Below are 21,781 nucleotides of genomic sequence, written 5' to 3'. Positions count from 1 at the left end.
CGCCACACGCGGGTTGTTGCGTTGGTGGCGCGGCTTCGCGCGCGATCGAAGGGCGCTCGCCGAACTGCCGGTGTGAGAGGAGTCTCAGCCCTCGTCCACCACGTCGGGGTCCAGGCCCAGGTAGTTCGCGATCTGCTCCACCAGCACGTCGTGCACCAGGTCGGACAGGTCGGCGCCGTCCTTCGCACGCGCTTCCAGCGGGCGGCGGTACAGGACGATCCGGGCGCGGTTGTCCGAGCCCGCGGGCAGCAGCCGTGCCAGGGGGACGTTGCCGTCCTCCACCACGCCGTCCTCGCCCTCGACCTGGACGTCCGGCACGTCGTCGACGGCCACGTCGAGCTGGGTGAGTTCGGTGCGCCAGCGGGCCTCGATGGGCTCCAGGGCCTCGATGACCAGGGCGTCGAAGCGTTCGGCGCGGGAGCGGGCCGCCGGGAGCGTGGCCGGGTAGAGGGGGCCGCGCAGGCCCCGTCCGTGCCGGTCGCGGTTGCGTCGGCGCGGCGAATCCTGCCGCTGGGAACCCCGTGCCATCACCACAACCAAGCAGCCTAGTTGCTACCCCTGACGACTAAACACAGCGTGCCTCACACACAGCCTCCCGTGGACGCGCTATCGTCCCCGATCGTGCGGAGCGTGAGACGGTGCTCGCGAACCGGGTGTGCTAACCCGGCTGTCGCCACGCTCACCTACGCCTATGCGGACTCCACCGCGGTCGTCGGGCCGCTTGCCACGTACTCCGAACCGCACAGCTACGACCTGTGCGAGGAGCACGCCTTGCGGCTCACTGCGCCGCGGGGTTGGGAGGTCGTGAGGCACCAGGGTGAGTTCGCGGCGCCCGAGCCGACTGTGGACGACCTGACGGCCCTGGCCGAGGCCGTGCGGGAGGCTGGGCGGGCTGATGTGAGCCCGAAGCTGCCCGATGTGCCTGCGGGCTCTCATCGGCGTGGCCACCTGCGGGTATTGCCCGATCCGCACGAGGACTGACTGACCACACGCACCACTAATCTTCTCGCCGGTAGGCTGCCCTGGCAGTGGCCGTCAAGAGCGAGTTTCGGGAGTGTGCGGCGTGCGTGACCTGTCCGGCATCGTCAAGGCGTACGACATCCGCGGGGTGGTCGGCGAACAGCTGGACGCCGGCTTGGTCCGGGACTTCGGCGCCGCCTTCGCGCGCCTGGTCGGTGGACCGGCCATCGTGATCGGTCACGACATGCGTGACTCCTCACCGGGGCTGTCCCGCGCGTTCGCCGAGGGCGCTCAGGCCCAGGGCGTCAACGTGATCAGCATCGGCCTGGCCAGCACCGACATGTTGTACTTCGCGTCCGGCAAGCTCGACCTGCCCGGCGCCATGTTCACCGCGAGCCACAACCCGGCGCAGTACAACGGCATCAAGATGTGCCGCGCCGGTGCCTCGCCGGTCGGTCAGGACACCGGTCTCGCGCAGATCCGCCAGGACGCCGAGAACCAGGTGCCCGACGTCGAGGGCGTCGAGCCGGGCACGTTCGAGGAGCGCAACATGCTCGTCGAGTACGCGGCCTACCTCAACGACCTGGTCGACCTGAAGAACATCCGCCCGCTCAAGATCGTCGTGGACGCGGGCAACGGCATGGGCGGCTACACGGTGCCGCAGGTCTTCGAGGGCCTGCCCATCGAGGTCGTCCCCATGTACTTCGAGCTGGACGGCAGCTTCCCCAACCACGAGGCGAACCCGCTCGACCCCAAGAACATCGTCGACCTGCAGGCCCGCACCAAGGCCGAGGGTGCCGACGCCGGTGTCGCGTTCGACGGCGACGCGGACCGCTGCTTCGTCGTGGACGAGAACGGCGACCCGGTCAGCCCGTCCGCGATCACCGCGCTGGTGGCTGTGCGCGAGCTCGCCAAGGACCCCGGCGGCACGATCATCCACAACCTGATCACCTCGCACGCCGTGCCGGAGATCGTCACCGAGCACGGCGGCAAGCCCGTGCGCACGCGCGTCGGCCACTCGTTCATCAAGGAGGAGATGGCCAGGACCGGCGCCATCTTCGGTGGCGAGCACTCCGCGCACTACTACTTCCGCGACTTCTGGCGTGCCGACACCGGCATGCTGGCCGCGCTGCACGTGCTGGCCGCTCTGGGTGAGCAGGACGGCCCGCTGTCGGCGCTGACCTCGATCTACAACCGCTACGCCGCCTCCGGTGAGATCAACTCGACGGTCAACGACCAGGCCGGTCGGATCGCCGCCATCAAGGCCGCGTACGGCTCCAAGGACGGCGTCACGATCGACGAGTTGGACGGTCTCACCGTGCAGCTGGCGGACGGGTCGTGGTTCAACCTGCGCGCCTCGAACACCGAGCCGCTGCTGCGCCTGAACGTCGAAGCCGCCACCCCCGAGGCCGTCGCCGCGCTCAGCGACGAGGTCCTCGCGATCGTGCGGGCCTGAGGAGAACATCGTGGCCGTCAAGCTCGAAGAGCAGTTGCTGGAGATCCTCGCCTGCCCGTGCCCCGAGCACGCGCCGCTGCAGGTCGGTACGCCGTCCGACCCGGAGGCGGACTTCCTCACGTGCACCGCGTGCGGTCGTTCGTTCCCCGTGCGCGACGGCATTCCGGTGCTGCTGCTGGACGAGGCGGTCGAGCCGCCGTCGGCTGGGTGACGTAGGTGCTCGACGACACGCTGCTCGACGACCAGAGCCGCCTCGCCGACGCCGACACGGGTGGCTGGCTGCGCGCCGCCGCACGGGCGGGAGCACAGGTCCGTTCCACCGCCGAGGCCGCGGCCGAGGCGGGGGTGGAGCGGATCTTCTCCGAACGCCCGCGCGCTGTGGTGCTCATCACCCGGCCCGGCCACTCGGTCGCCGTCGCCGCCGTCGTCATGGCGTTGCTCGGTCCCGGCTGCTCGGTGCCGGTCGTGGTGGCCGACGAGGTGCCGCCCTGGGTGGGCGCTCTCGACGTGGTGCTCGCCCACACCGAGGACCCCGGTGACCGGGTGCTCGCCGAGTCGATCGACAGGGCCGTCCGCAGGGGCGCCCGCACGCTGCTGACGGCGCCGGACTCCGGTCCGATCGCCGCGGCCGCCGCGGGCCGGGCCGTGCTGCTGCCGCCCCGCATCGACGTACCACCGGGCTTCAGCTTCCCGCGCGCGTTCGCCGCGTGGCTGCTGGTGCTGCACTCGCTCGGCCTGCTGAAGGCCGACGTCGAACTGATCGCGGACGAGCTCGACCGGGAGGCCGAGCGCGACCACCCGGTGCACGAGTCGTTCGTGAACCCGGCGAAGTCGCTCGCGTTGCGCGTCGCCGACCGCACGCCGCTGCTGTGGGGCCTCGACGAGGTCGCCACGTCCGTCGGCGTCCACGGCGCCGGTGTGCTCGGGGCGTTCGCCGGTGTGGCCTGCGACGTCTCCGGATACCCGCAGGCGCTCACCCGCCCGGTCCTGCACCGCCGCGCGGTGCAGGGGACCTCGGGTGCGGACCTCTTCGCCGACCCGGACGACGAGCCGGGCAGCGGACTCGTGCGCGTGCTGTTGCTGGCCGTGCGCCAAGGCCCCGTGGCCGACGCCGTGCGGCACGCCGCCGAGGACGCCCTGCCGGGCGCCGACGTGCTGGAGCCGGCCGTCGAGGTGGCGGGAGGCGACGCGGTCAGCGCCGCGCTGCTCGCGCTGCGCTTCGAACTGGCCGCGCTGTACCTCGGGCTCGCCGCCGGAACTCTCGGCGGCAACCCGTACTGATTTGGGAGCTGACTTAGAAGTGGACCTGCTGCACAACGCGGTAAGGCCGTACGCGTGGGGTTCGCGCACGGCCATCGCCGAGCTGCTCGGGAAGGAGGTGCCCGCACCCCATCCCGAGGCCGAACTGTGGATGGGCGCCCACCCCGGCGACCCGTCCCGCGTTCGCGGCGCGGACGGGAACGAGCGCTCGCTGCTCGAGCTGCTGACGGCGGACCCCGACGGTCAGCTCGGCCCGCGGGTGGCCGAGAGGTGGGGCAGCAGGCTCCCGTTCCTGCTCAAGGTGCTCGCCGCCGACGAGGCGCTGAGCCTGCAGGCACACCCGTCGGCACAGCAGGCGGCGGAGGGCTTCGCGGCCGAGGAGCGCCGTGGCGTTCCGCTCGACGCCGCGGTCCGCAACTACAAGGACCCGGCCGCCAAGCCGGAGCTGATCTGCGCCCTGACCGAGTTCCACGCCCTGGCGGGGTTCCGCGAGCCGTCGCGGACCGTCTCGTTGCTGCGCAGCCTGGACGCGCCCGCGCTCTCGCCGTACACCGAGATGCTGGTCGCGCAGCCGGACTCGTCGGGCCTGCGCGCGTTGTTCACGATGCTGATCACGCTGCCGCAGACGTCGCTGTCGTCGCTGCTCCCGCAGGTGCTGGACGCGTGCGTGCTGCACGTGAAGGAGCACGGCGAGTTCGACCTGGAGTGCCGCACGATCCTGGAGCTGGGCGAGTCCTACCCCGGTGACGCGGGCGTGCTCGCGGCGTTGCTGCTCAACCGCATCGTGCTGCAGCCGGGCGAGGCCATCCACCTGCCCGCCGGCAACTTGCACGCCTACCTGCGGGGCACCGGCATCGAGATCCTGGCGAACTCGGACAACGTCCTGCGCTGCGGCCTCACGCCGAAGCACGTCGACGTGCCCGAGCTGCTGCGGGTGCTCGACTTCACGTGCGGTGACATGGAAGTGCTGCTGGGCGAGGAGGTCCAGCCGGGCGTCCGCGTGTACCGCACGCCTGCGCCGGAGTTCGAACTGTCCAGGTTGGACCTGGCCCACGAGACCCGGATCAACCACGAGGGCCCGCAGATCATGATTTGCACCGCGGGCGCCGTGGTACTCACCAACGCCCGTGGCGAGGAGTTGCGGCTGGCGCGGGGCGAGTCCGTGTGGCTCCCCGCGTCGGACCCGGCGGTGCTCGTGCAGCCGGATGGTGTTGAATCCGCTGAACTTTTCCGCGCCACGGCCGGAACAGACTAAGGTTCACGACCGGACAAACCGGACTTGTTGCGAGGAGACAGGCGTGTCAGCAGGGGGCGGAACCAAGGCCATTGTCGCGGCTTTGATCGCGAATGCCGGAATCGCGGTGGCCAAGTTCATCGGATTCCTGATCACCGGCTCGTCGTCGATGCTCGCCGAGTCGGTGCACTCGGTCGCCGACACGTCGAACCAGGGCCTGTTGCTGCTCGGCCAGAAGACGGCCCAGCGCAAAGCGACCAGGCTGCACCCGTTCGGCTTCGGCCGCGACCGCTACTTCTGGTCGTTCGTGGTGGCACTGATGCTGTTCACCCTCGGCTCGGTCTTCGCGCTGTACGAGGGCATCCACAAGCTGCAGCACCCCGAGGCGCTCTCCAGCCCGCTCGTCGCGGTCGGCATCCTCGTCGTCGCGATCGGCCTGGAGTGCTACAGCTTCTACACGGCCATCGTCGAGTCGAAGAAGATCAAGGGTGAGGCCACCTGGTGGCAGTTCATCCGCAACTCCCGCACGCCGGAACTGCCGGTCGTGCTGCTGGAGGACGCGGGCGCCCTGATCGGTCTGGTGCTGGCGCTGATCGGCGTCGGCCTCGCGACGATCACCGGCAACCCGGTCTTCGACGCACTCGGCACGATCGCCATCGGCGTGCTGCTGGGCATCATCGCGATCATCCTGATCATCGAGATGAAGTCGCTGCTCATCGGTGAGGGCGCGTCCGACAAGGACCTCGACGTGATCATCGACGAGCTGGCCGCCGGCAAGGTGCAGCGCGTCATCCACATCAAGACGCAGTACATCGGCCCGGAGGAGCTGCTCGTGGCGGCGAAGATCGCGCTGGAGCCGCGGTTGCCGCTGGACGAGGTGGCGCAGGCGATCAACGACGCGGAGGAGCGGGTGCGGGCCAAGGTGCCGTACGCCCGGCTGATCTACTTGGAGCCGGACCTGGACCGGTCCACGGTCTCCAGCTCCTGATCTGACGTTCCTCGAAGCCGCTCCGGGTGTTGCCCGGGGCGGCTTCGTCGTCGTCGAGACAGAACGCCGGACAACCTGCGGACACGAGCTATGGGCATCTCACCTGGTGGTTACCTCTAGGGTGGGCCAATTCAGGTTCCATCAAGGAGGTATGCACCGTGCCGGGGAACGGGTTGTGGCGCACGAAGTCGATCGAGCAGTCGATCGCGGACACGGACGAGCCGGGTACCAAGCTCCGCAAGGACCTGACGGCGTGGGACCTCACGGTCTTCGGTGTGGCGGTCGTCATCGGTGCCGGCATCTTCACGCTCACCGCGAGCACCGCGGGCAACATCGCGGGGCCGTCGGTCTCGCTGTCGTTCGTGCTGGCGGCGATCGCCTGTGCGCTGGCCGCGTTGTGCTACGCCGAGTTCGCCTCGACGGTGCCGGTCGCGGGTAGCGCGTACACCTTCTCCTACGCGACGTTCGGCGAGTTCGCCGCGTGGATCATCGGGTGGGACCTGGTGCTGGAGTTCGCGGTCGGCTCGGCCGCGGTCGCCAAGGGGTGGTCCGCGTACCTGCAGACGACGCTGGGGCTCATGGGTCTCGACGTGAAGACCGAGGTGGGCGACGGCATCAAGTTCGACTGGGGCGCCGTGCTCCTGGTCGCGGTGCTCACGGCGCTGCTCGTCATCGGCACGAAGCTGAGCTCGCGGGTCAGCGCGGTCATCACGGCCATCAAGGTCGCGGTGGTGCTGCTCGTGATCGTGCTCGGCATCACCTACATCAAGGCCGAGAACTACTCGCCGTTCATCCCGCCGGCCGCCGAAGGTGGTGGCCCTGCCACGCACACCGGGGTCGAGCAGTCGCTGTTCTCGCTGATCACCGGTTACTCGGGCAGCACCTACGGCGTGCTCGGCATGCTGGCGGCGGCGAGCATCGTGTTCTTCGCGTTCATCGGGTTCGACGTCGTGGCGACCACGGCGGAGGAGACGAAGAACCCGCAGAAGGCCGTGCCGCGCGGCATCCTCGGCTCGCTGGCCATCGTCACGGTGCTGTACGTCGCCGTCACTCTGGTGATCACCGGCATGGTCCCGTACACGGAGCTGGCGACGCAGCCGGACGGCACGCGCGCGACGCTGGCGAGTGCGTTCGCGCAGAACGGGGTCGACTGGGCGGCGACGGTGATCTCGGTCGGTGCGCTCGCCGGTCTGACGACCGTCGTCATGGTGCTGATGCTCGGGCAGAGCCGCGTGCTGTTCGCGATGTCTCGCGACGGACTGCTGCCGCGCAAGCTCGCGAAGACCGGCAGCCACGGCACGCCGACGCGCATCACGATCATCATCGGTGTGCTCGTCGCGGTCGCCGCTGGCTTCTTCCCGGCGGGCAAGCTCGAGGAGATGGTGAACGTCGGCACGCTGTTCGCGTTCATCCTCGTCTCCGCGGGTGTGCTGGTGCTGCGCAAGACGAGGCCCGACCTGTCGCGCGGCTTCCGCGTGCCGCTCGTGCCGCTGGTGCCGATCCTCGCGATCCTCGCCTGCCTGTGGCTGATGCTGAACCTGACCGCGCTCACGTGGATCCGGTTCCTCATCTGGATGGCGCTCGGTGTCGTCGTCTACTTCGTCTACAGCCGTCGCAACTCGGTGCTCGGCAAGACGGGCCAGAGCAAGGTCGAACCCGAACCGGTGGTCAAGCACGGCGAAGAGCCCGGCATCTAGCTCGTCACCAACTAACCTGCGCACCATGGAAAACGCGCGGTGGCTCTCCGAGGAGGAGGCGACGGCCTGGCACCACTTCGTCCAGGCCTACCACCTCCTCGAGAGGCAGATCGAACAGCAGTTGCAGCGCGACGCGGGTCTCTCGCACGCGCAGTACAACGTGCTGATCGTGCTGTCCGAACAGCCGGGCAACCGCATGCGCATGACCGAGCTGGCGCGCAGGGTCGTGGTGTCGAAGAGCTCGTTGACCTACCAGATCGGCAAGCTGGAGAAGGCCGGACTCGTGCGGCGGGAGCCGCACGAGTCCGACGAGCGCGGCATCCTCGCCGTGCTCACCGACGCGGGCAAGGACCTGCTGCGGATCACCGCGCCCGGCCACGTCGGGACCGTGCGCGAATACCTGGTCGACCTCTTCACGCCGGAGCAGCTCGCGCAGCTCGGGTCGTTCATGAAAATCGTGCACGAGAAGGCCGACGACTAGAGCGTCAGCAGACCCCGCTCGTCCAGCCACTGCGCCACGTCGTCCGGGCCCTGCCGCGTCACGTCCAGCTCCAGGACCGGCAGGATCGACTTCGCCGCGAGCTCTCGGAGCTGGCGCTGCTCCTCGACGAACGGCTCCAGCGAGACGTACTGCTTCGGGTTCGCGCTGATCTTCAGCCGTTCTTCCCGCGCAGCCTCGAACGTGTCCTCGGGCCGGGTGCACAGCACGATCGCGAAGTTCAGCGGCTTCAGTCTTTCCTCCAGCCAGCCGAAGTCGAAGTCGCGCCCCTGCCGCGCCTGGTACGCCGTCGTGGACAGGTGGAACCGGTCGACGATCCACGAGTAGTAGCGCTGCAGTTCGAACATCCGCGCCCATGTCTCGTAGGTCTCCATCGCGTGCGCGGTCTCCTCCGGCGCGAAGTCGATCAGCCCCCGGCCCCAGGGCTCGTTGCTGAAACCGCTCCACTCACCCGAGATCAACGGTGAGTGGTACCGGTACCTGCGGTGACCGACCAGACGGGGGTGCTCGTTCAACGCGAAGGCCAGGTCCGTCTTGCCGGTCAGCCGCGTGCCTTCGAGGATCACCTTGGGTGTGAGCTTCATGATGGCAAGCTAACCCCGTGATCCTCTGTCTCGACGTCGGTTCCACCTGGACCAAGGCCGCTCTCGTCACCCCCGAGGGCGAGCTGGTCAGGACCGGGCAGCACCCGACCACGCCACCGGAAGTGCTGCGGGGCATCGACGTGTTGCGCTCCGAGGTCGGTGACGGGGAGATCCTCGCGTGCTCCTCGGCGGGCGGCGGCCTCAGGCTCGCGGTCGTCGGCCAGGAACGGGTGGTGAGCGCCGAGGCCGGCTACCGGGTCGCGCTCAGCGCGGGCGCCAAGATCGTGCACGTCAGCGCGGGCCCGGTCGACGTGAAGGCGCTGCGGGCGTCGGCTCCGGACCTGGTCCTGCTGGTCGGCGGCACGGACGGCGGCGACCGGAAAGTCCTGCTGCACAACGCCGCGAAGCTCGCCCGCGTGGCCGTGCCGATCGTGCTGGCGGGCAACGTCGAGGCGCAGCCGGAAGCGGTGGAACTGCTGGCGAAGCGCACCGTGGTGGCCTGTCCGAACGTGCTGCCGGACGTCGGTCAGCTCGCCCCGGAACCCGCGCGCAAGGCGATTCGGGAAGCGTTCCTCCAGCACGTGATCGGAGGCAAGGGACTGTCCAAGGGCCCGAGGTTCCGCCAGCTCGTGCGGGCCGTGACGCCGGATGCAGTGCTGGCAGGCGTTTCCCGGCTCGCGGCGCAGGACCGCGAAGGTGCCGTGCTGGTGGTCGACGTCGGCGGTGCGACCACGGACGTGTACTCGGCCGTGTCCACAGCGGACAGTGAAGGTCTGGAGAGGACGGTCGCGCTGCCGCCGGACCGCCGTACCGTCGAGGGCGATCTGGGCATGCGCTGGTCCGCGCCGGGCGTGGTCAAGGAGGCGCTGACCGAACGACTGACGACCGAGGACCTGACCGAGGAGGCCCAGAAGCGGGCCGAGAACGTCGGCTGGCTGCCGGACGACCCGTCCGTCGACGTGAAGCTGGCGTCGTTCGCGGCGATCCTGGCCGTGCGCAGGCATCTCCGGCAGGTCGACGGGCAGCTCGGACCGCACGGCGCGGGTCTGCTGGTGCTGTCGGGCGGGGTCTTCCGGCACACGCCGGACATCGGGCCGATCGTCGAGGCGCTGCGGGCCGACCCGGTGCTGCGGCCGGTGCTCAAGACCGCGGAGATCACCGTCGACCGCGACTACGTGCTGGCACCGGTGGGCCTGCTCGCCGAGTCGGGGCGGCTCGAGGCCGCCGACCGACTGGCGAAACGGCTGGGCTGAGCGTTGTCCCGCGAGGTGGTTCGCTGAACTCGAGCCGTCCAGGTGGTCGCCGCCGTGCTCGAGCCGGTCACTCCGACGCTTCGGCTGCTGCCTGCTCGAACCCGCGGCGGCAGTGTTCGACCTGCTCGGTCACGTGGTCCATGAACCAGCGCATGATCGCGTAGGGAATGGGCTCGTCGGTGTGGACGTGGATGGTCGGCTCCAGGCTCGGGTCCTCGTCGGGCACCACCGCCGCCATGAGCATGTCCCCAGGCAGATGGGTCTTCGCATCGGGAATCCCGGCCCACGACGCCGGCGCCGGAACGGCCTCGCTCAACTCCACGCACCAGCTGTCGTCCGGTAGGGCGTAGATGAACTGAACGGCGTAGTGGCGGCCTGCGTGAACGCGCAGCTCTGGCATGCCCGCAGGCTGCCACAGCTGCACGCGCGAGTCGTACGATTATCCATCCAGCACCTGGCGGTGGAACCCCGCACCTGCGGGACGACCTTCAGGCGGGTTCGCCGTCGTCCACGAACTCGAGCAGGTCGCCCGGTTGGCACTCCAGCACCCGGCACATGGCTTCCAGGGTGCTGAACCGCACGGCCTTCGCCCGTCCGTTCTTCAGCACCGCGACGTTGGCGGGCGTCAGCCCGACCTTCTCCGCGAACTCGCCGACGCTCATCTTGCGCTTGGCCAGTTCGACGTCGATGCGCACGACGATGGCCATCAGATCACCGATTCCATGTCAGCCCGCAGTTCCGTGGCGCGCTTGAGCAGCGCCCGCATCACCACGAGCACGAGCCCGACCACGGACACCCCCGTTGTGAACAAGAAGAACAACACCAGCACGCCGGGATCGTCGGCGTTGAAGCCGACCCAGAGGAACACGCCCACCAGCACGACCCACGCCGCCGCGATCGCCCACACCATCACGTCGACCCACCTGATCGCGGCCTCGGTGAAGATCAGATCCTTGCGCACCAGCGTGAGCAGCTTCCACGTGGCAACGATCACCACCTGCACGCACACCACCCAGAACACCGTGACGATCGTCGACGGCCACCTCAGGTAGGCCTGTTCCGGGTTCTGCTGCGCCATGTGCGCGTACTGACCGGGCAACGAGAACGTCTCCAGCATGACGAGGATGCCGAACAACGCCACCAGGAACACCCGGAGGGCTGTCACCGCCCAACGCTCAGAAATCATGCATCGAGTATCGGTAGTCATCTATCGAAAGTCAATCGGTAGTGATCGTGTTGCGGCAGGTCTCTACAGTGATCGCCGTGGGACTGCGCGAGCGCAAGAAGACCGAGACCCGAGCGGCGCTGTCGGCCGCCGCGCTGCGGCTCGCCCTGGAGAAGGGCGTGGACGAGGTGCGCGTCGACGAGATCGCCGAGGCGGCGAACGTCTCGCCGCGCACCTACAACAACTACTTCGCGAGCCGCGAGCACGCGATCGTCGCCGGCATCACGGCCACCCGCGCGCTCCAGGTCGCGGAAGCGTTGCGCGCCAGGCCGTCCGACGAGCCCCTGGCCGACTCGATCGTCGCCGCGTTCGCCGAGCAGTACCGCGAACCACCGACCGAGGCCCTCGCCCTGATCACCTCGACACCGGCGTTGCGAGCGGCCTTCCTCGACTCGGTGGCGGAGCTGGAACCACCGATCGCCGACGTGATCGCTTCGAGGCTCGGCAAGTCCGCCCTCGGTGCCGAGGTGCTGGCCGCGGCGGTCTCCGCGGCTGCCCGCCTCGCCGTGCAGCGCTGGGTGGACCTGCGCCCGTCCGGCCTGGCCGTGGTCTCGGCGGCCTCGGTCGAGGACCACCTGCGCGAGGCGATCGGCCACCTCGCGCCCGCACTCAGGTGAGCTCGTCCTTCAGCACGCACATGAGCAGCGCGTCGTGCCACTCGCCGTCGCGGAAGAACGACTGCCGGAACCGCCCGTCGACCTGGAACCCGACCTTCTTGTACGACTTGATCGCGCGCTCGTTCGCCTCCACGACACCGAGCTCGATCGAGTGCAGCCGCATCGTGTCGAACCCGTACCGGCAGACCGTGCGCAGGGCATCGGTGCCGTAGCCGCCACCCCAGTGGTCCTTCTCGCCGATGTAGATGTCGACCTCGGCCCGCGCGTTGATCGGGTCCGCGTCCCGCAGCACGACGACGCCGATGAGCTTGCCGTCCTTCAACGTCTCGATGCAGAAGGTGACCTTCTCGTACGAGTTCTCCTGACGGTCGGCGAAGCGTTTGCGCGCCGACGCCAGCGACGAGTGGTAGTAGCTCTGCAGCCACCGCATCACTTCTTCGTCGTTGTGCCAGCGGTGGAACGCGTCGGCGTCCTCCGGCTCGACGGGACGCAGCCGGACGAGATCCCCAGTCAGCATGGTCCGCAGACTACCCAGCGCGGACGACCAGGACTTCCGCTTCCGCCACGACTCTGGGCCCTTCCATCACCAGCATCCTCGCGCCGGGAACCAGGACGTGCCTGGCCAGCTCGCGCACGAGGAAGTCGACCTTGCAGGTGCGGCTTCCGTCCTCGCGCTCGTCGAGCTGTTCGATCAGGACGCTGATGTGCGCGTCACCCGGCGCGAACACCGCGGTCGCCATGTAGACGGGGGCCGTGGGCGGGCCGGATCGCCGCCCGCCCTGCTCCGCCGTCCGCCACCTGATCACCGCTTCCGCGACGGGTTCGTCGATGTGCTCCCTCACGTCAGAAGCCGCCCGACCCGTCCCGCGACCGCATTTCCGGTTTGCGCGCGAACGGCAGCGAGGGCGACTCCGGCGCGTCCACCTGCAACAGCCCCGCCGCGATCGCCACCGCCCGGTCCCACTCCGGGTCCGACGTGTAGTCGGAGTGCGCCGACACCCCGGACCGCCACCGCCGTCCGGGGAACGGTCCGCGCTGCGGGTCCGGCAGCCAGTGGTCGCCGCCCAGCACCAACGCCCCGGTGGGCCCGCGCAGGGCAGGTGCCAGGGCACCCTCGGAGCCGTCCTCGCGGTAGCCGACGCCGAGCAGCATGCCGTCGAACACCTGCCGCCGCCACGTCGTCACTGCGCCGCCCAGCGGGTCCGTGCCCCGGCACAGCGCGCGCCAGCGCCCGTCCAGGCCACCGGCCAGCTTGGCCAGCGACGCGTGCGGCACCACGGCCGGGAACGCCCGCGGGTACGCCCACTGCAGCTGCGAACCGGCCGTCAGCAGGCCGATCCGTTCGCGGTCGTGCGCGGGCAGTTCCTCCAGCAGGCGGGCCGCGGCGACGGCGACCAGCAGGGAGCCCTGCGAGTGCCCGCAGAGGACGACGCGGGTGCCGGGGTCGCGCAGGTGGTCCTGCACGCGGGCCACGAGCTCCGGCACGACCTTCAGCGCGTAGCAGGGCGGCACGATCGGGTGCGCCTCGCGCGGCCAGAACTGCGCGATGTCCGCGATGATGCCGAGCCGCCGGCCCGACTCCGGTTGCCGCGCCGCCAGGTACACCGCGCGCAGCAGCGACACGGCCAGCAGACCGAGGACGAACACGCCGAACGCCGAGAACGGGTACGTCCACGAAGCCAGCTCCACGTCGCGCAGCCGCTGCAAGGAGGCCAGCACGGCGCCGACCACCAGCACGGACGCCACGATCATGATCATGTGATGGCCGTGGTTGCGTTCCCAGCGCGCCCACCACCACGCCCGCGTCGCCATGCGGAGGTCGCGCATCCGGCCGGAGTGCAGCAGCGACGCCTCACGCGCCCACACCTTGCCCTTGCGGAACGCCCGCCACCGCACGGCACCGGTGAACGAGGCCACCGCGAGCGTGCTCAGCAGCGCCAACGCACCCGCCACGCCCCACAGCAGGGTGATGTAGCTGTACCCGACCGGCAGGTCCAGGTCGTCGCCCAGCGCCTTGCGCACCGGCAACGCCACTCCGGCGCCGAAGCCGCCGCCGAGCAGCCCGCCGATCGCCAGCACCGGCGCCGCGAACCAGCCGCCGGCCCACGGCCGCAGTTCGCGCGGCAGCGAGCGCCACGTCTTGCGGGCCAGCAGCGCCGCGGGCACCAGCATCAGCCCGAACAGCACCAGCACGAACGCCATCAGCAACGCCACGACCTGCACCGTCACGTCCGCGCCGGGCACCCGCAACGGCAGCTGCTCCTGCAGCCCGAGGGTCGTCAGCACCAGCAGCACCGAGAGCACCAGCAGCATCCGGCGCGGCTTGCGGCTCAACGCCGCGCGCAGCCACCGTCCGCCGCGATGAGGCGCACCGCCCGTGGGGTCGTCCAACAACAAGACGCCGAGCACGGACACACCGATGAGCACCAGCGACGCAGTCCACGCCGCCGTGATCGCGACGCCCATGCCGCCGGCGGCCGTGAGCTGCTGCAACGGCCCGCCCAGCGCGATCAGCGACGTCACCGCGAGCGCGGCCACGACGTGCAGCGACCTCAACGCCGGCGTGTCCGGGTCCGTCGCCACGTGCGCACCGGGCAGTCCGGACGCGGGCTGCCTGTCCTGTTCCTCGGCGTCGGCGATCTCCTTGCGCTCGATCCGCCACTCGACGTGCGAGACGCGCCGCATCACCGCGACCACCACCAGGATCGGCAGCAACCCCAGGAAGGTCCGGAACCAGGGGAAAGCGCGAACGTCACCCGGAATGCTGGTCAGGCACGCGGTGGCGGGCCGCAGGCACTGGGCGGCGAGCAGGTCGAGGCTGACCACCGAGATCTGCGCGACCAGCAACGCCGTCAGCAGCAGCGCGAACACCCGCAACAGCGACCGCAGGCCGATGCCGAGCAGGTGGGCGGGCAGGTTCTGCTCGGGGACGGGAGGGAGCATCCAGTGCGCGACGTTCGCGATGCTGAACGGGAAGAGCAGCGCCCACGTGGCCTTGGCCACACCGCCGGACGTCATCCCGCCCCACAGGTACCCCTCGACCACGCGGGGGATGGGACGGCCCTCGGTCTGCAAGACTGGTCCAGGCGCGGGCCTGCGGAGTCTGTCGGCCGGGCGCACGATGCGCCCGAGCCCGTCCCCCGCAACGTCCACGGCCGCAACGGCGTCGACGAGCGTCTGCGGCGTCGTTCCTTGGACGCCGTGGACACGCAGTTCGACGACACGTGTGTCCGGGCCGGTAAGCAACACCCGAGACCTCCCTCACCCAACGTGGGGGCCATAGTGGTGCATCAGCGGGCGGTATGGTCGGACGACACCCTCTCTGAAGTGCCTTGGAGGACTTCGCAATGACCGCGGACCGGTTGCAGACCCGCAACGGCATCGACTTCGCAGTGGCCGACCTGTCGCTCCACGAGTTCGGTCGCAAGGAGATCCGGCTGGCCGAGCACGAGATGCCCGGCCTCATGGCGCTCCGCCGCGAGTACTCCGGGGTGTACCCGCTCAAGGGCGCCCGCATCTCCGGCTCGCTGCACATGACGATCCAGACGGCCGTCCTCATCGAGACCCTGGTTGACCTGGGCGCCGAGGTGCGCTGGGCCTCCTGCAACATCTTCTCGACGCAGGACCACGCGGCGGCTGCCGTCGTCGTCGGCCCCCACGGCACGGAGGAGGAGCCCAAGGGCGTCGCCTGCTTCGCCTGGAAGGGCGAGACCCTGCCGGAGTACTGGTGGACGGCCGAGCAGATGCTCACCTGGCCGGACGGCAAGGGCCCGAACATGATCCTGGACGACGGTGGCGACGCCACCCTGCTCGTCCACAAGGGCGTCCAGTACGAGGCGGCCGGTGTCGTCCCGGCGGCCACCGAGGACGACTCGGAGGAGTACGCGATCGTTCTCGACACGCTCCGCGCGTCGCTCGAGAAGGACGGCAAGAAGTGGACGAACATCGCCGAGGGCATCCGCGGCGTCACCGAGGAGACCACGACGGGCGTCATGCGCCTGTACCAGCTGGCCGCCGCCGGTGAGCTGCTCTTCCCCGCGATCAACGTCAACGACGCCGTCACCAAGTCGAAGTTCGACAACCGCTACGGCATCCGCCACTCGCTGGTCGACGGCCTCAACCGCGGCACCGACGTCCTGATCGGCGGCAAGGTCGCGGTCGTCTGCGGCTACGGCGACGTCGGCAAGGGCTCCGCGGAGTCGCTGCGCGCCCAGGGCGCCCGCGTCATCGTCACCGAGATCGACCCGATCTGCGCCCTGCAGGCCGCCATGGACGGCTTCCAGGTCGCTCGCCTGGAGTCGGTCCTGCCGGTCGCGGACATCGTGATCACGACGACGGGCAACAAGGACGTCGTCACCGTCGAGCACATGGCGCAGATGAAGCACCAGGCGATCCTGGGCAACGTCGGCCACTTCGACAACGAGCTCGACATGGCCGGCCTGCAGCGCTACCCCGGCATCCGCAAGAACAACATCAAGCCGCAGGTCGACGAGTGGATCTTCCCGTCGGGCCGCACGATCATCGTGCTGTCCGAGGGCCGCCTGATGAACCTGGGCAACGCGACGGGCCACCCGTCGTTCGTGATGTCGAACTCCTTCTCTAACCAGGTGATCGCTCAGATCGAGCTGTTCACCAAGTACAAGGAGTACGACAACGAGGTCTACCGCCTGCCCAAGGTGCTGGACGAGAAGGTCGCGCGCATCCACCTGGAGGCGCTCGGCGGCGAGCTGACCAAGCTCACCAAGGAGCAGGCCGAGTACATCGACGTCGACGTCGAGGGCCCGTTCAAGCCGGAGCACTACCGCTACTGACGCTGTTCAGCAGGGGCCTCCCGCGCGCGCCGCGGGAGGCCCCTGTTTCATGTCCACCGTGGGATTCTTCGGCACTTACGCCTACGAGCACGGTTCCTGGAAGACGCTGTCCGAGGGCGAACTGCCGCCCCTCGCGGAGCCGTTCCTCTGGATCGACGTCCACGACAGCGACATCACCTCGGTCGTCTACGCCCCGGCCGGCACCGGGTCCGGCGTCGCCTACCTGGGGCTGACGCCGCGCACGTACTTCGAGAACCCCAGCGCGTCCGACCCGACGGACGTCCTGCGCGAGTCCGCGGGACTGGCCGAGTGGTGGGGGTCGCTCAACCCCGGTGGGGACGTTCCGGCCAAGCAGGCCGAGCTGCTCGCGTTCCTGGCCGAGGACGAGGACCCGAACGCGTTCGAGTGGGACGAGTCCGAGGACATCGACGAGATCGACGACGGTGAGGTGTTCGTCGAGGTCAAGACCCGGCGGTTCCTCGCGGCGCTCGACCTGCCGGTGCCCGACGGGCTCAGCGGATGAACGCCCGCCAGGCCTCGACGCTGAACTCCAGCTCAGGGCCCGCGGTGTTCTTGGAGTCGCGCACGCGCACGGCCTGGGCGAACGCCACCTCGACGCATGAGCTGCCTTCGCTGCTGCCGCCGCTGTAGCTGCTCTTACGCCAGGCGCAGTTTCCGGTCACTGAGGTCCTCCCGCGATCGGCTGGCGAGATCCGCCACCATCGACCGCGATTGTTCCTCATCTAGCGCGACTGCATCCAGGTGCGCGAAGATCGACTTGCATCGCTTGACCCCGGCCAGGTCCTGCACGAACACCTGGGCGAGGTCCGATTCCGTGTAGGCGACGCTGCTGCGCTTCTCGTACTCCCACAGCATGTACTCGGCGGAAAAGGCACCTGCCGCACCGCTGGCGGCGGGCACGATTCGGATGGTGTGCGTGTGGAAGAGCAGCCTCATGAGCTGGTCTTCCATGACTTCGTCACTGCCGACCTTGAGCCTCAGAGCGTTCTCATGAATGTAGAAGGTGCACGCTGGGCGGTTGGGCTGCAGAAGGATCGCCTGGCGTTCCATGCGAAAGCGGACAGCCCTCTCGATCGCTTCCGGAGCAAGTTGGCCGTGGGCCTGGAACAGCGCCAACGCGTATTCCTTCGACTGAGCAAGGCCCGGCATGGTCGTCATGTTGAAAGACGTGATCTTGTCCGCACCCGACTCGGCCATGGTCATCGTGCGCAGGTTGTCGGGCACCTGCACGAAGTAGAGGTTGAACGCCGAGCGGTACCGCTCCAGGAAGTCCGTGATGAAGGCCTGACTGCGTCCGCACCGCCCCAGGTACTGGATGATGTCGATCTCCGTGGCGCGCACCTTGCCGTGCTCGACGTTGGAGACCCCACCCGAGCATCCGGGCGATCTTCCTCCCGCGGAAGGTCGTGAAGCGCTCGCGCACCTGGCGCAACTCGTCGCCCAGGTCGCGGCTGTAAGGGGTGGACGGATCGCCGTTCATGAAATTCGACGTTAGGCGATGGAGGAAAAACAACAGCGTGCCCAAACGGGTGGAATTACGCTGCGTCCGTGAACGAGTTCGGGCTCATCATCGAACCGCACGACGTCATGCACGAGAACGTGGTCGTGCCGGCGGTCGACGGCATTCCGCTGACCGAGTGGCTCGAGTTCTACGACGACCCGTGGTTCGGCGGGGTGCGCAAGGACGATCTCGACGCCAAGCCGTTCCAGCCCGGCAAGGCGCAGCTGGTGCTCGGCTGCAACTGCGGCATCGCGAGTTGCGGGCCACTGGTCGCGCGCATCCGGGCCGACCAGAAGACGGTCGTATGGGACAGCTTCCGGCGGCCGCACCGCAACGGCACCGTGTACGCCGAGCTCGGGCCCTACACCTTCGGGCGCAAGCAGTACGAGAAGGCGTTGGACAAGCTATTGGAATTGCGTTGACGTGCGGGTTTTACTGACCAGGTGCGGACGACCATCATCAAGAAGACCCTGCGGGTGCCCACATCGGACGGTGCGCCGGGTGACGGCGCCGTGGTCGCGAGGCAGCTGGACGCCGCGCTGATCAGGTCGGGCTTCAAGGCCTCGCGGGAGCTGCTCGACCACGTCTCCGGCCTGGCCGGCGCCGAGGACTACGCGGCGGAGGTCGTGCGCGCGGTCAAGGAGCTGATCGGTGCGCGCGGGCAGCACAACCCGTACTTCAAGGAGTTCCCGCACAACGTGCCGGACACCCTCGCGTTCTGGTGGGAGTGCCTGCGGGACGCGCTGGAGCAGGGCGTCGCACCGACGAACAACCTCCTCGACCTGCCGAAGTACGGCCGGGTCCAGCACTCCTACGAGGAGATGCTGCGGGTGCACGACGAGCTGATCCCGTCGTTGAAGGACCGCGTCACGCTCGTGCACCTCGGTGGCACGCTCGAAGAAGAGGCGCAGCGCCTCTTCGAAGAGCTCGCCACGAGTCCGATCCCGTTGGCGGAGAACGACAGGGCGTTGCTCGGCGAGCTGGCCGTGGTCTGCCCCGACGGCGCGCTGGACGTGCCCGTCCGGGAGAACCGCGCGATCCTCAACGCCGCCCGGCTGGTGGCGCAGCGGCCGCTCCAGGACATCGACACCGTCACCGACGTGCTGCGGCTCGCGGCCGAGGCGTCCGGGGGAGACGTGACGCTCGTGGAGCCGACGCGCTTCCGGTCGTTCCGCCGGCCCGAGCGCAGGGCGTTGCTCGGCGCGTTGAACGAGGTGGCGGAGAGCAAGCTCGGCGACGTCGGGCAGCACCGCGAGGCGTGGAAGCGGCTCGGTGAGCGGTTGCACCCGCACGAGTACCCGTTCGAGCGGGCGCAGGACGTGTTCGCGGTGGCGCGCAGGGAGAAGGTGGCGCGGTCGTTCGCCGGGCAGGTCGAATTGGCGTTCGCGGAGAACGACGCCGACCGCGCCGCCCGGATTCTCGCCAAGGCGCCCGGACTGCTGCTGCGGCAGCTCGACAGGCTGCTCCGCAACGGAGCCGCCGACCTCGCCGCGCTCGTCGAGGCCGCGGTGCCGGAGGTGTCCAGCCGTGTGCTCGTCTCGGTGCTGGAACACCTCTCGAACCGCACGACGCCGGACACCGCCCGCGTCTTCGCGACTCGTTCGCGCAGGGTGTGGATCGCCGACGACGACCGCGCGCCGCTCGATCCCCAGGCGGTCGCGGCGGTCGTCGAGGTGGTCGAGAACGAGCTGGTCCGCAGGCTTCCGGACTACTCGGAGCTGGTCGTGGACGACGAGGTGCTCGACGTCGTGGTGCCGGTCTCCGGCACCGAGGAGGGTTTCGGCGTGCTTCCGCGCGGATCGAAGCTGACCTTCGACGGCGACGTGCTGCGGTTCTTCGTGCACTGGCGCCAGCAGGCCAAGCGGACGGACTACGACCTGTCCGCGGTGCTGCTGGGCGAGGACTTCGAGTACAAGGGGCAGGTCTCGTGGACGCGGCTCAAGGGCGAGGGCGCGCTCTACTCGGGTGACGTCACCGACGCCTCGGACGGCGCGACGGAGTTCATCGACCTGCACCGCAACTCGTTGGACGCCAAGTACGTCGTGCCGCAGGTGAACGTGTACTCGGGTGAGGGGTTCGACGAGGTCGCGGAGTCGATGTTCGGGTTCATGAGCCGCGACCGCGACCAGATGGGCAAGCCGTTCGAACCGAGCACGGTGCGAGCGCGCTCCGCCATGCGCGGCAAGGGAAAGGTCGCGCTGCCGGTGATGTTCGAACGGGAGGGCGACTCATGGTTCGGCACCTGGCTGCACCTGTACCTGCGTGGCGCGTCGTGGGGCAACCGGGTCGAGGAGAACCGCGACGTCGTGAAGCTGATCGCCGCGGCGGCGTTGCGGCGCAAGTACTTCACCGTGGCGAGGCTTCGGGACCTGCTCGCGCGCGGGGCATCCACAAAGGACGCTCCGGTGCTCCGCATCGGTCTGGCGCAGGACGAGACCGGAACCGTCACCACCGTGTCAGAACTCGGGAAACTGCTGTCGGACTGACCCTCATCGCTGCTAACGTGGGGACAGCGAGGCCATGAGAGAGCTTCCTTCTAAACTCCGGAACCGGAATGCTCTTCGGAGCGCCGGTCTTTAGCCCTCTCGCTTTCCTCGCCCTCACTCAGGGGACGTGCGTCCGCGGAACGCGCGGACCGCGTCGCTCGGGGTGTCCTCTGGGGACACCCCAGGCCCCAGGTCTAGCTCCACTCGACGGCGATGCCCGCGATCCCCGGCCCGACGTCGCCGAAGTACGCGCTGACGACGCCGCCGAGCCCGCACACCAGCTCGTCGACGTCGACCGGCGTCGCGTCGGCCGAGGCCAGGAACTGCTTCATGCAGCGCGCGGGCATCGCCCGCCGGTGGAACGAGAGCTGCACGAGGTACGAGGCGCAGGTGTCGCGGAACGTCCGGTGGTGGCCGGGGGTCGCGTTGCCGGTGTCGTCGGTGATCGTGAAGCTGAAGACGTGCTCCTCGCCCGCCGCGAGCCGCCGGTCGAACAGCATCTCCACGGCGAGGTTGCGGGAAGCGCTTTCCCGGCGCAGCCGCCCCTGCCGGCAGCCTTCGCCGGCTCTCACCATCGCGTTCTCGATCAACGAGCCGTCGTCACCGTGGTGCGTCGCCAGGTACCGGTCCGGTCCCTGGCGCACCGCGCGCACGACGAGCCGTGTGGTGATGGAGCGCTGCTCGCGGTGCATGCCTATCTGGACGGTGTCGTGCACGGAGAGCACTTCGAGGTCGGCGTTGCCGCGGGCGGCCTCTGGTACGGAGTCGAACGTTGCGAGCAGAGGCGCGTGGTCCGGCCAGGTCGCGACCGGCCGTGGTGCGTAGGTGTTCGCGTTGCGCGGGCCGATGAGGTCCAACAAGGACGACGGCGGCAGCCGCAGCACGGTCTCCAGCGCGCGCACTGTGCTGATGGCGCGTGGCACCTCGGGATGGCGCAAGCCGCGTTGCCAGTACGAGAGAGTCGACTGGCCAACTTGGACACCCAGTTGTTCGAGATGTGCGCGCAGCCTTGCCAGCGAGAGGCCCCGGTGGGCGATCGACTCGCGCAATGCGCGGTGGAACGGCCCGTAGCGCAGCGTCTCGGCGAGAGGGGTCGGCAGACCCCCGGTCGGGTGCCCGATCGGTTCGTCGACCGACCCGGCGTGCCCGGAATCCGCGGTCACCGCGGCACCTACCCTTCACACGCGCT

Annotated in this window: 25 protein-coding genes; 14 read left to right on the top strand and 11 right to left on the bottom strand. The window is 69.3% G+C overall.

Going from position 1 to position 21,781, the window contains the following annotated elements; genetic code table 11:
* Window positions 1-84: 84 nt before the first annotated feature.
* Window positions 85-528 (bottom strand): metallopeptidase family protein, encoded by a 444-nt coding sequence (locus ORI60_RS19770; RefSeq protein ID WP_030476538.1) that lies wholly within the window; start codon window positions 526-528, stop codon window positions 85-87.
* Window positions 529-621: 93 nt separating this feature from the next.
* Between ORI60_RS19770 and ORI60_RS19765 the strand changes: the two genes are divergently transcribed.
* From ORI60_RS19765 to ORI60_RS19730, 8 genes are all read left to right on the top strand, one after another.
* Entirely contained in the window at window positions 622-981 is a 360-nt protein-coding gene (locus tag ORI60_RS19765) for a DUF3499 domain-containing protein (RefSeq protein ID WP_189154299.1), read from the top strand.
* Window positions 982-1,063: 82 nt separating this feature from the next.
* Window positions 1,064-2,416 carry a phosphomannomutase/phosphoglucomutase gene (locus tag ORI60_RS19760; RefSeq protein WP_266039068.1) on the top strand — a complete coding sequence of 451 codons (1,353 nt, stop codon included), beginning with the start codon at window positions 1,064-1,066 and terminating at the stop codon, window positions 2,414-2,416.
* Window positions 2,417-2,426: 10 nt separating this feature from the next.
* On the top strand, window positions 2,427-2,627 hold the full coding sequence (locus ORI60_RS19755) for a Trm112 family protein (RefSeq protein ID WP_189154297.1): 201 nt from the start codon (window positions 2,427-2,429) through the stop codon (window positions 2,625-2,627).
* Between the two features lie 5 nt (window positions 2,628-2,632).
* Window positions 2,633-3,697 (top strand): SIS domain-containing protein, encoded by a 1,065-nt coding sequence (locus ORI60_RS19750; RefSeq protein ID WP_266039066.1) that lies wholly within the window; start codon window positions 2,633-2,635, stop codon window positions 3,695-3,697.
* A gap of 19 nt (window positions 3,698-3,716) precedes the next feature.
* Window positions 3,717-4,931: a mannose-6-phosphate isomerase, class I gene (gene manA, locus ORI60_RS19745; protein WP_266039065.1), complete on the top strand. Its 1,215-nt coding sequence runs from the start codon at window positions 3,717-3,719 to the stop codon at window positions 4,929-4,931.
* A gap of 43 nt (window positions 4,932-4,974) precedes the next feature.
* Window positions 4,975-5,898, top strand: a complete 924-nt coding sequence (locus ORI60_RS19740; protein WP_266039063.1) for a cation diffusion facilitator family transporter — start codon at window positions 4,975-4,977, stop codon at window positions 5,896-5,898.
* 158 nt (window positions 5,899-6,056) lie between these two features.
* Window positions 6,057-7,595 (top strand): amino acid permease, encoded by a 1,539-nt coding sequence (locus tag ORI60_RS19735; RefSeq protein WP_266039061.1) that lies wholly within the window; start codon window positions 6,057-6,059, stop codon window positions 7,593-7,595.
* A 25-nt stretch (window positions 7,596-7,620) separates the two neighbouring features.
* Complete coding sequence (locus ORI60_RS19730) at window positions 7,621-8,076, top strand: MarR family winged helix-turn-helix transcriptional regulator (protein ID WP_266039059.1); 456 nt, start codon at window positions 7,621-7,623, stop codon at window positions 8,074-8,076.
* Here ORI60_RS19730 and ORI60_RS19725 read toward each other — a convergent pair.
* Entirely contained in the window at window positions 8,073-8,678 is a 606-nt protein-coding gene (locus ORI60_RS19725) for a hypothetical protein (protein ID WP_266039057.1), read from the bottom strand. The genes ORI60_RS19730 and ORI60_RS19725 overlap by 4 nt on opposite strands.
* Before the next feature lie 17 nt (window positions 8,679-8,695).
* Here ORI60_RS19725 and ORI60_RS19720 point away from each other — a divergent pair, with 17 nt between their 5' ends.
* A complete protein-coding gene (locus ORI60_RS19720; protein WP_266039055.1) occupies window positions 8,696-9,931 on the top strand; it encodes a glutamate mutase L in 1,236 nt (411 codons plus the stop codon).
* A 67-nt stretch (window positions 9,932-9,998) separates the two neighbouring features.
* On the opposite strand, the gene ORI60_RS19715 is transcribed toward ORI60_RS19720, so the two are convergent.
* From ORI60_RS19715 to ORI60_RS19705, 3 genes are all read right to left on the bottom strand, one after another.
* The gene (locus tag ORI60_RS19715) at window positions 9,999-10,355 is read right to left on the bottom strand and encodes a hypothetical protein (RefSeq protein ID WP_266039053.1); all 357 of its coding nucleotides are present in this window, start codon (window positions 10,353-10,355) and stop codon (window positions 9,999-10,001) included.
* 64 nt (window positions 10,356-10,419) lie between these two features.
* Window positions 10,420-10,638, bottom strand: coding sequence for a helix-turn-helix domain-containing protein (locus ORI60_RS19710; protein ID WP_266039051.1), 219 nt, complete (start codon window positions 10,636-10,638; stop codon window positions 10,420-10,422).
* The gene (locus ORI60_RS19705; RefSeq protein ID WP_266039049.1) at window positions 10,638-11,117 is read right to left on the bottom strand and encodes a DUF2975 domain-containing protein; all 480 of its coding nucleotides are present in this window, start codon (window positions 11,115-11,117) and stop codon (window positions 10,638-10,640) included. The genes ORI60_RS19710 and ORI60_RS19705 overlap by 1 nt, the downstream gene beginning before the upstream one ends.
* 77 nt (window positions 11,118-11,194) lie before the next feature.
* Here ORI60_RS19705 and ORI60_RS19700 point away from each other — a divergent pair, with 77 nt between their 5' ends.
* Window positions 11,195-11,773: a TetR/AcrR family transcriptional regulator gene (locus ORI60_RS19700; protein ID WP_266039048.1), complete on the top strand. Its 579-nt coding sequence runs from the start codon at window positions 11,195-11,197 to the stop codon at window positions 11,771-11,773.
* On the opposite strand, the gene ORI60_RS19695 is transcribed toward ORI60_RS19700, so the two are convergent.
* Genes ORI60_RS19695 through ORI60_RS19685 form a run of 3 tightly spaced genes read right to left on the bottom strand, consistent with a single transcriptional unit; the run spans window position 11,766 to window position 15,022 of the window.
* A complete protein-coding gene (locus ORI60_RS19695; RefSeq protein ID WP_266039047.1) occupies window positions 11,766-12,290 on the bottom strand; it encodes a GNAT family N-acetyltransferase in 525 nt (174 codons plus the stop codon). The genes ORI60_RS19700 and ORI60_RS19695 overlap by 8 nt on opposite strands.
* A 10-nt stretch (window positions 12,291-12,300) precedes the next feature.
* Window positions 12,301-12,615, bottom strand: coding sequence for a hypothetical protein (locus ORI60_RS19690; RefSeq protein ID WP_266039046.1), 315 nt, complete (start codon window positions 12,613-12,615; stop codon window positions 12,301-12,303).
* A 1-nt stretch (window position 12,616) separates the two neighbouring features.
* Window positions 12,617-15,022 (bottom strand): hypothetical protein, encoded by a 2,406-nt coding sequence (locus ORI60_RS19685; RefSeq protein ID WP_266039045.1) that lies wholly within the window; start codon window positions 15,020-15,022, stop codon window positions 12,617-12,619.
* A 98-nt stretch (window positions 15,023-15,120) separates the two neighbouring features.
* Between ORI60_RS19685 and ahcY the strand changes: the two genes are divergently transcribed.
* Window positions 15,121-16,584 (top strand): adenosylhomocysteinase, encoded by a 1,464-nt coding sequence (ahcY, locus tag ORI60_RS19680; protein ID WP_266039043.1) that lies wholly within the window; start codon window positions 15,121-15,123, stop codon window positions 16,582-16,584.
* Between the two features lie 49 nt (window positions 16,585-16,633).
* Window positions 16,634-17,107 carry a hypothetical protein gene (locus tag ORI60_RS19675; protein WP_266039042.1) on the top strand — a complete coding sequence of 158 codons (474 nt, stop codon included), beginning with the start codon at window positions 16,634-16,636 and terminating at the stop codon, window positions 17,105-17,107.
* Here the strand turns inward: ORI60_RS19675 and ORI60_RS19670 are convergent.
* Together ORI60_RS19670 and ORI60_RS19665 are read right to left on the bottom strand one after the other, a co-directional pair.
* On the bottom strand, window positions 17,097-17,267 hold the full coding sequence (locus ORI60_RS19670; protein ID WP_266039040.1) for a DUF397 domain-containing protein: 171 nt from the start codon (window positions 17,265-17,267) through the stop codon (window positions 17,097-17,099). The genes ORI60_RS19675 and ORI60_RS19670 overlap by 11 nt on opposite strands.
* Window positions 17,242-17,946: a DUF5753 domain-containing protein gene (locus ORI60_RS19665; protein ID WP_266039039.1), complete on the bottom strand. Its 705-nt coding sequence runs from the start codon at window positions 17,944-17,946 to the stop codon at window positions 17,242-17,244. Before ORI60_RS19665 ends, ORI60_RS19670 begins: the two co-directional genes overlap by 26 nt.
* Window positions 17,947-18,153: 207 nt before the next feature.
* On the opposite strand from ORI60_RS19665, the gene ORI60_RS19660 reads away from it, so the two are divergent.
* Both ORI60_RS19660 and ORI60_RS19655 read left to right on the top strand, forming a co-directional pair.
* Complete coding sequence (locus tag ORI60_RS19660) at window positions 18,154-18,528, top strand: hypothetical protein (protein WP_266039038.1); 375 nt, start codon at window positions 18,154-18,156, stop codon at window positions 18,526-18,528.
* 21 nt (window positions 18,529-18,549) lie between these two features.
* Window positions 18,550-20,592 carry a hypothetical protein gene (locus ORI60_RS19655; RefSeq protein ID WP_266039037.1) on the top strand — a complete coding sequence of 681 codons (2,043 nt, stop codon included), beginning with the start codon at window positions 18,550-18,552 and terminating at the stop codon, window positions 20,590-20,592.
* Window positions 20,593-20,786: 194 nt separating this feature from the next.
* On the opposite strand, the gene ORI60_RS19650 is transcribed toward ORI60_RS19655, so the two are convergent.
* Window positions 20,787-21,755 (bottom strand): hypothetical protein, encoded by a 969-nt coding sequence (locus tag ORI60_RS19650; RefSeq protein ID WP_266039036.1) that lies wholly within the window; start codon window positions 21,753-21,755, stop codon window positions 20,787-20,789.
* Window positions 21,756-21,781: the final 26 nt, after the last annotated feature.

It is taken from the genome of Lentzea sp. NEAU-D7, from assembly GCF_026242055.1.
Lineage (GTDB): Bacteria > Actinomycetota > Actinomycetes > Mycobacteriales > Pseudonocardiaceae > Lentzea.
Note: the sequence above shows the minus strand (reverse complement) of the source record. Positions and strands in the feature narration are given on the sequence as shown.